Source organism: Pseudopontixanthobacter vadosimaris, assembly GCF_012979275.1.
GTDB classification, from domain to species: Bacteria; Pseudomonadota; Alphaproteobacteria; order Sphingomonadales; family Sphingomonadaceae; genus Pseudopontixanthobacter; species Pseudopontixanthobacter vadosimaris.
In genome coordinates this window covers 1-12,571 of the sequence record NZ_JABASZ010000024.1, presented here as the reverse complement: position 1 = coordinate 12,571, position 12,571 = coordinate 1, and the positions used below count along the sequence as shown (strand labels likewise).

Annotated in this window: 7 protein-coding genes and 1 pseudogene; 4 read left to right on the top strand and 4 right to left on the bottom strand. The window is 65.7% G+C overall.

All coding sequences use genetic code 11. The features are described 5' to 3' along the window. From HG250_RS05150 to HG250_RS05135, 4 genes and pseudogenes are all read right to left on the bottom strand, one after another. Positions 1 to 411, bottom strand: a pseudogene (locus HG250_RS05150) (hypothetical protein); the annotation flags it as partial. 138 nt (positions 412 to 549) lie between these two features. Then, entirely contained in the window at positions 550 to 4,068 is a 3,519-nt protein-coding gene (locus HG250_RS05145; protein WP_170003364.1) for a TonB-dependent receptor, read from the bottom strand. A gap of 302 nt (positions 4,069 to 4,370) precedes the next feature. Then, complete coding sequence (locus tag HG250_RS05140) at positions 4,371 to 5,300, bottom strand: isopenicillin N synthase family dioxygenase (protein ID WP_170003362.1); 930 nt, start codon at positions 5,298 to 5,300, stop codon at positions 4,371 to 4,373. A 35-nt stretch (positions 5,301 to 5,335) separates the two neighbouring features. After that, a complete protein-coding gene (locus tag HG250_RS05135; protein ID WP_170003360.1) occupies positions 5,336 to 6,664 on the bottom strand; it encodes a NupC/NupG family nucleoside CNT transporter in 1,329 nt (442 codons plus the stop codon). A 201-nt stretch (positions 6,665 to 6,865) separates the two neighbouring features. Here HG250_RS05135 and HG250_RS05130 point away from each other — a divergent pair, with 201 nt between their 5' ends. The 4 genes from HG250_RS05130 to HG250_RS05115 all read left to right on the top strand — a co-directional run. Beyond that, positions 6,866 to 7,597, top strand: a complete 732-nt coding sequence (locus HG250_RS05130) for a queuosine precursor transporter (RefSeq protein ID WP_420821310.1) — start codon at positions 6,866 to 6,868, stop codon at positions 7,595 to 7,597. Between the two features lie 66 nt (positions 7,598 to 7,663). Then, positions 7,664 to 8,752 carry an efflux RND transporter periplasmic adaptor subunit gene (locus HG250_RS05125; protein WP_170003358.1) on the top strand — a complete coding sequence of 363 codons (1,089 nt, stop codon included), beginning with the start codon at positions 7,664 to 7,666 and terminating at the stop codon, positions 8,750 to 8,752. After that, positions 8,742 to 11,867 carry an efflux RND transporter permease subunit gene (locus HG250_RS05120; RefSeq protein WP_170003356.1) on the top strand — a complete coding sequence of 1,042 codons (3,126 nt, stop codon included), beginning with the start codon at positions 8,742 to 8,744 and terminating at the stop codon, positions 11,865 to 11,867. The genes HG250_RS05125 and HG250_RS05120 overlap by 11 nt, the downstream gene beginning before the upstream one ends. Then, positions 11,864 to 12,571 (top strand): TolC family protein (locus tag HG250_RS05115; RefSeq protein ID WP_170003354.1); only part of this gene is annotated, 708 nt, incomplete at its 3' end. The genes HG250_RS05120 and HG250_RS05115, both read left to right, overlap by 4 nt.

Genomic DNA, 12,571 nt, shown 5'->3' with positions numbered 1-12,571 from the left:
ATCGTTGGTTCCCTCGCCCCGCTCGGCCGCGCCGCTGGTATTGGCAGCGCCGGTCGATGCCGTGCGGGGAGCGGGCGGCGCCTCGACGATGGTAATTGCCGGCTCCGGCGCAACCACCGCGCGCGCCACTGCCTCACGTCCCGGATCGCCCTGCGCGCCTTCGTCGGGCCGCGTGTCGGGTTCCGGTGCGGGTTCCGGAGGTGGGGTTGGCGTCGGGGGCGGCGGTTCGGGTATCTCGGTCGGCACGGTGAAGGCGGCGATCACGCTGTCCTCCAGCCCGCCGGTGAAGTCGGGCGCGAGCGCGCGGGCGAGGCCGTAGAACAGCAGCACGTGCAGCACGGCGATGCCGACCAGCGTCAGCGGCCGGATGCGCCGGCGGGTCTGGGTGAAATTGCCGTGTCTGTCGTTCATGCTCGCGTGACGATCCGTGAATTGCACCCATCGTCGCGGCAGGTGCCTTGCTGCCCGACCCATAACGCGTGCCGCGGGCAAAAGAAAAGGGCGGCGACACCCGCGTGCCGCCGCCCCTTTGGACATTATTGCGTGACATCAGAATTCGTAACGCACGCCGACCTGTATGCGCCAGACCGAAGCGGAGGTGCTCACCGAATTCTCGTCATTCGCATCGAAATCCGAGATCACGTAGCGGCCCTGGTCGTCGACGGCCGGGACGTTGATGAAGCGGTCCGGACGGTTCGGATCGGGATAGGACGCACCCGCCTCCGCCAGATCGACCGTCTGCGAGAACCCGCCACGGCGGCGGAAGACGTTCCAGCCATTGTCGAGCAGGTTCAGGAAATTGTCGAAATCGGCGAACAGTTCGATGCGATCATCCGCGACACCCGTCAGCCGGCCGATGAACGGCAGGTCCTGGCTGATGCGCATGTCGAGGTCGTAATACCAGTCGTTGTCGCAGCTATTCCGTTCGATCGACTGGCCCGGCGTAAAGTCGCAGTCCGATGCGGCGACGTAATCCACCAGGTCCTGCACCGCCGCAGGGTCCGAACCGCCGATCAGCTGGCCCGCGGCATTGAACACCGGCGGCGCCAGATTGGGATCGTTCACACCGGTCGGGATGTAGAGCAGCGCATTGTTGTTGCCCGAAGCGCTGTCGTTGAAATCGCCGCCATTGGCGAAGGTCAGGCTGTAGGGCCGGCCCGAACGGGCGCTGAAGAACAGGCCCAGGCTGGTCTGGTAATCCTCGAAGAAAGCTTCCTGGAAGCTGAAGGCCGCCGTGAAATTGTGCTTCGTTTCGAAATTGGACGTCGAGATCGCCGGGTTCTGCCGGTCGAAGGCGGCGGTCACGTCGTAATTGGACGTGGCGGTCGAGGATCCGATGTTCCGGTTGTTCTCGCTGTCAGTATAGGCATAGCCGAGCCGGATCCCGACATCGCCGCCCCGCGTGAACACGCCGCGACCCAGGTTCTTGGCCAGGGCGATGGAGGCGACGTGGCTTTCGTAATCGGGGCCGTTGGTCAGCTGCAGTTCGTCATCGCGTCCGGTGGCGAAACAGGCGGGGCTGACGCCCGTATAGACCGGCGGCGTTCCGCCCGTCCCCTGCAACTGCGCATCGCAGCCATCGGCCGTGGGATCGATGGCCCGGTAGATCGGCCGGCCATCGACGGTGAAGCCGTCCATGCCGAGTGCCGGATTGACCACCTGCGACAGGTCGACGAAGTTCAGCGTGTTCTGGAAGCGGCTGTAGATATAATCGAGATTGAGCTGCCAGTCGCTGAAGAAGCCGCCGCCGACACCGAAGCGCGTTCCGAAGCCCACATTGGCGCGCAGCACCGTCGGGATTTCGAAATCGGGATCGATCGACTGGGTATCGGACAGGCCGCGTGCCGCCTGCTGCGAACCGGCGAGGCGCGCACATTCGGGGAAACCGTTGAAGCTGCCGCCCTGCAGGATGTTTATCGTGCCATCGGCACTGCGAATTCCGTCGCAGGCAGCCACGAAAGTGGTGCCGTCGCCGGTGTTGAAACCATTGTTCGAGAACGCGTTGGAAAAGAACACCACCGGATCGCCGCCCGCGAAGATGCCGACGCCGCCGGTGAGACGCGAATTGGACAGGAACCCGTCATTGTCGAATTCATACGTCGCAGCGACGCGCGGCAGCAGGACCGGCGGGATGCTGGAGAATGCGATGCGGTTGCTGAAGCCGTAACGGTCGAGGAAATTCGAGTTCGCCGTCGGTGCCGATCCGTCATAGATCTGCGCGCGAAGGCCCGCCGTCAGGCTGAGCTGCGGCGTGGCCTGCCATTCATCCTGGGCATAGATGCTGTAGATCGTCCGGCTGAAGGTCGCCGCCGCTTCGTTGATGTCGCCCGATGGCGTGGCGCTGATGACGCCGCCGCCAAGCTGGCCGCCGGCGAGCGCATCGGGGTTGGAGAAGGTGGAGGAGAAGCCGCCATTCGCCACGATGCCGTTCTGGAAATCATCCAGATTGCGGAAGAACAGGGTGCCGGTCGCGTTGATGGCGAACAGATTGTAGACTTCGAGATCGTTCAGTTCGGCGCCGAATTTCAGCTGGTGGTCGCCCGCACTGGCGGTCGCCTGGAAGCGCGCCTGGTCGATCTGCGTCTGCAGCGCATTGGCCGAACGGAAGATGCCGGGGCCGGTGCTGAGGAAACCGTTTACCGGATTGCCGTCGGGATCGGTGTTCTGCACCCCGACCACCAGACGCACGGTCGGATTGCCGGACTGGGCTTCGCCGAAGCCGACCGGGCCCTGCACATCGCTGACATCGGCGCGGCTGAGGCGCAGTTCGGTTGAGAAAGTGTCCGTCCAGTTGGAATAGAGGCGAACGGCGTAATAATCGGAATCGGTGCCTTCATCCTCGAAGCTGTTGAGGCCCGTCAGTTCGTTGAAGCCGGTGTCGGATTCGACATTGGTTTCCTTCAGCTTCTGATAGGTGGCCTCCAGCCGGTGATCGTCGGTGATATAGGCGTCGACCCGGCCGAAATAGCGCTGCGAGCTTTCCGGCAGCGCGCGCGGATATTCGCCCACGTCCTGGCCATAGACGCTGCTCGCGATGCCGGCGAAACGGTTGAACTGGTCGATATCGACGAATTCCGCGGCATTCGGGAAGTTGAGACCCTGCGGCCCGAAATCATTGGCATCGCCAAGATCGGTTTCCTCATAGCCCAGGCTGAAGAACAGCCGGTCGGGCACGATCGGCCCGTTCAGCGTGGCGCCCCAGCGCTTTTCCTCGAATGCGGCGGGCGTGAAATCATCGCCGTCGATCGTGTCGCCGCGCAGATCTTCATTGCGGAAGGTGAAGAAGGCGCTGCCGTGGAACCTGTTCGTGCCGGACTTGGTGACGACATTGACGAGGCAGCCGGTGAAGTCGGAATATTCGACGTCGAAAGGCGCGAATTCGACGCTGGTTTCGCGGATGACGTCGAAGGGCAGCGGCAGCGAATTGCGCGAGGCGAAAGGCGTGCCGTTCAGCCCGAACACGTCGGCCTGCACGATGCCGTCGACGGTGAAGGTGTTGGACCGGTCGTTGCCGCCGAGGCAGGAAACGCGGTCGACCTCATTATCGCGGTCGATGCTGACGCGCGGGTCGAGCCGGATGATGTCGCGCACGTCGCGCGTGATCGAGGGGAAATTCGACAGCGTTTCTTCGCCGAAGGCGGTGCCGGGGCCGATGGCGAGCTGGCTGACGCCGGCACGCGCGCCGGTCACGACGATCACGTCGCCCGCCGCGCCTGCATCAGCCGAAGACAGTTCGAAATCGAAGGACAGATTGCCCGAGACGGTAATATACTGGCCCGGAACGGTCTGCCCTTCGTACCCCGCCGCAACAGCAGTCACTTCGTAAGGACCGCCGGGAACAAGGTTGTCCGCGCGGAAGGTGCCGTCCGCTCCGGTGGTCAGCGTGCGCGACTGGTTGGTGCGGGTGTCGGTGATCGTGACGATGGCACCGGGCAGCACCGCGCCGTCTGCGGAAGAGACGGTTCCTTCGATCCCCGAGGTGATCTGCTGCGCGGCGGCAGGCGCGGGCAGCATGACGCCGGCCGACAGGCTGACCACGCTGGCGGCCAGAAGATATTTGATTTTCATGTCAGACGATCCCTTTGCGTGACATTCGGTACTTCGTTGCGCCCCCACCCCGCGATCGACCGGCGCCGTGAATGGCTATGGCGAGGATGCAGCGGGCGGCTGATGACGCCCGGCTAGGCGTTGAACAAGGCGGTAAGAAGAAAGTTTTGTTGCAACAATATGACAGCAGGGGGCGCGATCGTGCATATTGCCATGCCCGCTTCTAAACTATTGGATTCGAGCGGATTATCAATGTTGCTGCAATGCAACAACATGCGATTTTCGTGATCTGTGCGGAACCTTTTGACTGGGCCGGGAACCGATCACGCCAGATTAATCTCGCGCAGGCGCTGCATCAGGAAGTCATGGCTCGAGATCGGGGGCGGAACCGCCTCTGCCGATTCGCCGCCGCGGCAGTCCTCCAGCACGTCGATCATGTAGTCCGGGCGGAAATGCAGGAAGAACGGCATGGAATAGCGCGAACGCTGCGCCGCTGCGCCGCTGGGATTGACGACGCGGTGGACGGTGGAGCGCAGGCGGCCGCCGGTCAACCGGTCGAGCATGTCGCCGATATTCACGACGAGCGCTCCTTCCGGCGGGTCGATCGCCAGCCATTCGCCATCCTTCGTCAGCAGTTCGAGTCCCGCTTCTTCGGCCCCCAGCAGCAGCGTGATGGTGTTGATGTCGCCATGTGCGGCGGCGCGGATGGCACCTTCACGGTTCGCTTCCTGCAGCGGCGGATAATGCAGCAGGCGCATCACCGAATTGCCGTCCTCCACCGTCGGGGCGAAGAAGTCGCGCTCCCGCCCCAAATGCAGCGCGATGGCTTCCAGCACCCGGCCCCCCGCTTCCTCGAAGGCGGCGTAAAGGCGGGTGAAGACATCGCGGAACTCCGGCAGTTCCGCCGGCCAGATATTGGGGGCCATGAAGGGTGACAGCGCGTGGCCTTCCGGCAGATCGCGCCCGACGTGCCAGAATTCCTTGAGATCGTGGACCCTGGCGTCCTTTGCCTTTTCGGTTCCGAACGGCGTGTAGCCGCGCGCGCCGCCGCCTCCTTCAAGCCGGTAGGCGCGCTTCGCTTCGTCGGGCAAAGCGAAAAACGCGCGTGCCAGCGCCTCGGCCTTACCGATCAGGTCGGCGGGAATGCCGTGGTCGCGGATGATGGCGAAGCCATATTCGCCGAAGCTGCGGCCTAGCGCATCGGCGACATCTTCGAGCGGGCGGGACAGCGAAACGGAAGCGATGGCGGACATGGACGATCCCCGGGAGAACGGAACTTGCGTGTGGTCTAATACGGCAGGAACAGCCCCGCCAGTGCCGCGCTCATCAGATTGGCGAGTGAACCCGCCGCCAATGCGCGCAGGCCCAGCCGGGCGATGACGGGTCGCTGGTTGGGCGCGAGGCCGCCGGTCACCGCCATCTGGATGGCGATGGAGCTGAAATTGGCGAAACCGCACAGGGCGAAAGTGACGATGGCGCGGCTCCGTTCGGACAGGATCAGCGTGTCGATCTGGCCCAGTTCGATGAAGGCGACGAATTCGTTGAGCACGATCTTGGTGCCGAACAGCCCCCCGGCGATGCCCGCATCCTCCCACGGAATGCCGATCAGGAACATGACCGGCGCGAAGATCGCCCCCAGCAGCATCTGGAACGACAATTCGGGAAAACCGAACCAGCCGCCCGCCCAGCCGAGCAGCCCGTTCGCCAGCGCGACCAGCGCCACGAAGGCCAGTACCATCGCCCCGACGGCGACGGCCAGCTTCACGCCGGTCTGCGCGCCCTGCGCGGCGGCTTCGATGATGTTGGCGGGGCGCTGCCCGTCCTCGAAGGTCTCGGCCACCTCCACCTCATGCGCAGCGCCGCCTTCGGTCAGGGCGGCCGGGCCTTCGGCGCTGATACGGCCGCGCGGCAGGACAAGGCGCTCCCCGCCTGCCCCCGCCACATCGGCCACGATTTCATCGTCGGGCATCATGATCTTGGCCATCAGGATACCGCCGGGTGCCGACATGAAGGCCGCTGCCAGCAGGAAGGGCAGATAATCATTGCCGAGCAGACCGGCATAGGCGGCGAGGATGGTGCCCGCGACACCCGCCATGCCGACTGTCATCAGCGTGAACAGCTGCGACGGCACCAGGCCGGCGAGATAGGGGCGGACCACCAGCGGGCTTTCCGACTGGCCGACGAAGATGTTGGCGGCAGCACCCAGCGACTCGACGCGGCTGATGCCCGTCAGCCAGCCGATGGCCCCGCCGACCCAGCGCACGATGCGCTGCATCACGCCCAGATGATAGAGGATGGAGACCAGCGCCGCGAAGAAGATGATGACCGGCAGCGCCCCCAGTGCGAAAGTGTTGGCGAGCGGATTGCCCTCTTGCGCCCCGAACAGGAATTCGGTGCCTTTGTCGGCATAGGACAGCAGCGCCGCCACGCCGTTCGCCATGCCCAGGATTGCCGCGCGGCCCCACGGCGTGCGCAGCACCAGGAAGGCGAGCAGCGCCTGCAGCGCGAAGGCAGCCGCCACCACGCGCAGGCTGATGCGGCGCTTGCCCGAAGACAGCAGGAAGGCGATCAGGAGGATCGCGACAATCCCGATAAGGCTCATGATGACGGGTGGCATTGTCGTCCTTCGCTTGGACCGATCCCCGCGCATCTTCGAGGATATTCCGCCCTGCCGGTTGCAGGAATCACGTGCCGCGCTGTCCGTCCGCGGCGCTCTCTTGCGTTTTGTCGTCCGGCAGTCAAATGCGATGGCGATGCAGTCGGGCAAAAGGTTCCCGGCACCTTCCCTTTTTTCACGGCCTCGCATAGGCGTGGGGCGATGCAGGAACCCCTTTCCCCTTCCGACACGCACACGAGTTCGGCCCGGCAATCGGGGACCCCGGCTGCGTCCGCAGTGCTCAGCCCCGGCGGCATGCCGCGCGCGCTGTTCGTCTATGCGCTGTTCTATGGCGGGATGACGGTGCTGGCGGGCGTACTGGGGTTCAAGCAGGTCGCGCTCGGCCCGTTGGCGGTGGAGGCGGGCATCTTCGCCTTCCTGATGCTGGTGGTGCTGTCGAGCACGGTCAGCCATCTTTACGGCAGGTCGGTCGCCGACCGGATGGTATTGTGGGGGTTCCTGCCGCTCGCCGCGTCGATCCTCCTGATCCTGCTCGTCCTCATGCTGCCGGTATCGTCCGCCATGCCGCCGGAAAACATCGCCGCCTTCGAACAGGTGCTGACGCAGACGCCGCGGATCATGGCGGCGGGGCCGGTCGCCTATGGCGTGTCGCTGATCCTGAATGTGCGGATCTTCGACTGGCTGCGCGGCGGCGGGGAGAAAGGCAGCGGGGCGAGAAACGGCAATCTGTGGATGATGATACGCGGCGGGATCGCGTCGGCGCTGAGCCAGATCGTCGATACGATCATCTTCATCACACTGGCATTCTACGGCGAATTTCCGATCGGGTCGCTCCTGGCGGGGCAGATGCTGGCGAAGGTCGTGCTGTCGCTGGTGCTGGTGCCGCCGCTGATCGCCCTGCTGGTGCGGCTGGCCGCGCGGCTCGATCGCTGAACTTCCGGCGCCGGATCGGTCGATCCGGCCTTTGCCAAACTGCCCGGGCTTCGCTAATTGCGCTGCATGGGATTCTGGATAGTTCGCCGGCTGATCGCCGCATTCGGCCTCGCGGTCGCCGTTGCCGCCTGTTCGGCCGACGAATCCGCGCCCGAACGCCCACCGGTGGCGGTGATCGCCCAGCCGGTGCGGATATTGCCCGAGACGCTGGAGATCGAGGCCATCGGCACGGCCCGCGCGACCACCTCCGCCGAGATCTATCCCGAAACGGCCGGCCGGGTCACCAATGTCCTGTTCAGCGCGGGCGATTACGTGCGCGAGGGCGCTCCGCTCCTGCGCCTGGACGCGCGGGCCGAAAGCCTGGCGGTGGAGGCTGCCCGCGTCCAGGTGAGCGAGGCAGACCAGCTGCTGACGCGCTATCGCCGGATCGAGGATACCGGCGCCCTGTCGGAAAGCCAGATCGAGGCGGGCGAGACTGCCCTCGCTTCCGCCCGTATCGCCTTGCGGCAGGCAGAGATGGCACTGGGCGACAGGGTGGTGCGCGCGCCGTTCTCCGGCCATGTCGGCCTGACCGAGATCGACCCCGGCGACCGGGTGAACGACAGCACGCCCATTACACAAATCGACCGGCGCGACACCCTGTATGTCGATTTTCCCGCGCCCGAAGCGGTCTTCAACGCCCTGCGTCCGGGACAAACCGTGCAGGTCACGCCATTTTCCGAACCCTCGCGCACCATAGATGCACGGGTGGTGACGACCGATACGCGCGTTGCGCGGGACAGCCGCGATTTCACCGTCCGCACCGCCATCGCCAATACGGGCGACACGCTGCGCCCCGGCATGAGCTTCCGCGTGATCTTCACCCGCAATGGCGAGGCGCGCCCGACCGTGCCGGAAGAAGCCATCGTCTGGGGCGGCGAAGGGTCGCATCTGTTCCTGGTGCGCGATGGCAAGGCGCGCCGCGTTCCGGTGACCATCACGTCGCGCCGCGAAGGCCGGGTTTTCGTCCAGGGCGACGTGCGGGCAAGCGACCGGGTGATCGTCGAAGGCGTACAGAAGGTGCGCGACGGGCAGGATGTGCGGGTGATCCGCCCGGCAGGCGCCGCGCCGCAGGACGTGCAGCTTCGCCCTGCGCGCCGCCAAGATGCAGAATAGGACCGACCTGCCGATGCTGGCGGTCAAACGGCCGCTGCTGATCGGGGTATTGAACCTGCTCATCGTCATCGCCGGCATCGCCGCGCTGATGGGCGTGGAGGTGCGCGAATTGCCGAATGTCGACCGGCCCATCGTGTCGGTCACCGCCAATCTGCCCGGTGCCGCGCCGCAGACGGTGGATGCCGAGGTGACCAGCGTGCTGGAAGGCGCGGTGGCCCGCGTGTCCGGCGTGCGCCAGATCAATGCATCCAGCGAGGAAAACAACGCCCGCCTTCGTATCGAATTCAACCCCGGCGTGGACCTCGACACCGCGGCTTCCGACGTGCGCGAGGCGGTCAGCCGCGTCACCCGCGAATTGCCCGACCGGGTCGAACAGGTGACGGTGGTGAAGGCGGACCAGGACGCCCAGCCGATCATGACGCTGGCGATATCGTCAAACCGATACGACGAAGCGGAACTGACGCGCATCGTCGAAAACGACATCGTACCCGAATTGCTGACCGCCGAAGGCGTCGCCAGCATCGAGGAATTCGGCACCCGCGAGCGGCAGATGCGGGTCAGCATCGACCCGGCACGGCTGAACCGCTTCGGCCTGGCGCTGACCGATGTGGCCGATGCATTGACCAATGCGCCCTATGACGTGCCGGTCGGTTCCTTCCGGTCCGATGCCCAGGAACTGGTGGTGCGGGCGGAGGCGACTGCCGCCACGCCCGAACAGATCGAGAGCATCGTCATTTCCGGCACGACGCGCGTGGGCGATGTGGCCGAGGCGATCTTCGCGCCCGCCAATGCGACCAGTTTCGTGCGATTGGACGGGCGGCCGATCATCGGGCTGGGCGTCGTGCGGCAGGCGAGTTCGAACACCATCACCATCTCCGGTGCGATCCGCGACGGGGTGGACCGGCTGAACGAACGCTTCGAGGATGTGGATGTCGAGATCGTGTCCGATGATGCCGAGTTCATCCGCATCTCGGTGCGCGAGGTGCTCATCACGCTCGGCTTCACCATTGCCGTGGTGATCGGAACCATGCTGGTGTTCTTCCGCGCGTGGCGGCCCACCGTCGTGCCCAGCACCACCATCCCGGTCGCGCTGGTCGGCGTGATAGCGGGCATCTGGGCGATGGGTTTTTCCATCAACCTGCTGACCCTGCTGGCGCTGGTGCTGGCCACGGGGCTGATCGTCGACGATGCCATCGTGGTGCTGGAAAACGCGCAACGCCTGCAGAACAAGGGGATGGGCCGCCGCGCCGCCGCCGTGATCGGCACGCGGCAGGTCTTCTTTGCCGTGGTCGCGACCACCGCCGTGCTGGTGTCCGTCTTCGTGCCGATCTCCTTCCTGCCGTCGGAGGCCGGGCGGCTGTTCCGCGAATTCGGTTTCGTGCTGGCGGTGGCGGTGATCCTGTCGTCCTTCGTGGCCCTGTCGCTGGTGCCCGCCCTCGCCGCGCGCTTCGACCTTACCAGCAAGGATGACGAACCGGGCCGCATCGGATCATGGGGTCGGAAGGCGAATGGCTGGTACGAATCTGCGCTGGCCCGCTGCCTCGACCGGCCGGCGCTCGTCGGCATCGTCGCGGTCGTTCTCGCCGTGCTGGCGGGGCTGCTCTATTCCGGGCTCGACAACGAACTGGTGCCCGACGAGGACCGCGGCGTCATTACCGTGGATGCGACCGGGCCGGACGGCGTCGGTATCGATTTCATGGATGAAGAACTGGACGAGGTGGAACAGGTGCTCGAACCCTATCTCGCCAGCGGAGAGATCGGGCGGACCTTCTCCATCGTCGGGCGCTATGACCCGAACCGTGTGCGGGTGACCGCGCAGCTTGCCGATTGGAGCGAGCGCGACCGCAGCCAGACCGAGATCGTCGAGGATCTGAACGAGCCCCTGCAGGATATTCCCGGTTCGCGCACCAGCGCCCGTGGCCGCGGAACGCTCAATTTCGGCGGCGGCGGCGACGGGCTGGAGGTCGCGCTGACCGGATCGGACTATGGTCGCATCTACGAATCCGCCGATGCCCTGTCGCGCGCCATCGACACCCGGTCCGACATCCTGTCCAACCCCGACATATCGTATCAGCCGACGCAGCCGCAGCTCTCCATCCGTATCGACCGGCAGCGCGCCGCCGATCTGAACGTCGATCTGGACGACCTGGCGCAGACCCTGCGCACGATGGTGGGCGGCGACGATCTGGTCGATCTCAGCATCGGCGACCAGGCGGTACCGATCTTCCTGACCGCGCAAAGCGTCAGCGTCACCAACCCGTCCGATCTTCGCAACCTGTCCGTCAGGGGGGTGAATGGCACGCTGGTCCCGCTGTCCAGCGTGACCAGCATCGACGAACAGGGCATCGCCGCCGAACTCGACCGCACCGAACAGCGCCGCGCGATAGAGCTCAGCGCCGATATCGCGCCGGGCGCGACGCTGCGCGAAGCGGTGGAGGAGATTGAACTTCTGGCCGAAGATGCGGTGGCCGGCGATATCGATATGCTGCTGCAGGGCGAGGCGGAGAGCCTGGAGGAAACCTCGAACGATCTGCTCCTGACCTATGCCTTCGCGCTGGTCTTCGTCTTCCTCGTGCTGGTCGCCCAGTTCGAGAGCCTGACCAGCGCGCTGGTGGTGGTGCTGACCGTGCCCTTCGCGCTCGCGGCGGCGGTGTTCTCGCTCTATCTGTCGGGCACCTCGCTCAACATCTATTCGCAGATCGGCCTCGTGATGCTGATCGGGCTGATGGCGAAGAACGGCATTCTGATCGTCGAATTCGCCGACCAATTGCGGCAGCAGGGACGATCGGTTCGCGAGGCGGTGGAGGAAGCCGCCGCCATCCGCCTGCGCCCCATCGCCATGACGCTGATCTCCACCGTGCTGGGTGCCGTTCCGCTGATCCTGGCGAGCGGCGCGGGGGCGGAAGCGCGGCAATCGATCGGCTGGGTGATCTTCGGCGGATTGGGCATCGCCGGCATCTTCACGCTGTTCCTGACGCCGGTGATCTATCTCGGCATTGCCCGCTTCGGCACGCCGCGCAATGTCGACCTCGCCCGTTTGAGCGAGGAGATCGACGAAGCGGACGAGGATGCGGCGGGGGATATGACGGCGGATTTGGCGGCTGCACCGGCATGATCCTGTGCCGCTCCACCGTACCTGCCCTGCTGCCCGTATTGCTGATCGGCGGCTGCGCCAGCGTCGAGCCGGTGGAGATTCCCGCCACCGTAGCCGCGCCGCCCGCCTATGCGGCAAACCTGCCGCCGGCGGGCCTGGCGCGGCAATGGTGGAGGGGCTTCGACGATCCCGTGCTGGACGCGCTGATCGAACGCGGGCTTGCCGCCAATTACGACATTGCGGCAGCGGCCGACCGGCTGCGCGCCGCCGCCGCCCTGCTGCGGGCCGAAAGGTCCGACCGGCTGCCGGGCGTGGACGGAGCTGCGAATGCAGGAGCAGGGCTGGACGCAGGCGGGGCAGGCGTGGATGCAGGCGCCGGGCTGTTCGGCCTGTTCAACCCCGACATCAACGGCCGCCTCGCCGCCGAAATCAGGGCGGCCGTCGCGGATTATGCCGAGGCCGATTACCTCGTGGCCGACACGCGCCGGCTGGTCGCGGCGGCTATCGCCAGCCAGTATATCGAATATCGGCGCACCGGAGCGCAACTGGACCTGCTACAGGAATCGACCGATCTGCAGGAACAGACGCTGCGGATCGTCACCTTGCGCTTCGAGGCCGGGCTGGCCGCCAATCTGGACGTGCGCCGCGCCGCCGCCGACCTGGCGCAGACCCGCGCCCGCCGGGGGCTGATCGCCATCGCCCCCGAAGAAGGGGAAGCGGTGGAA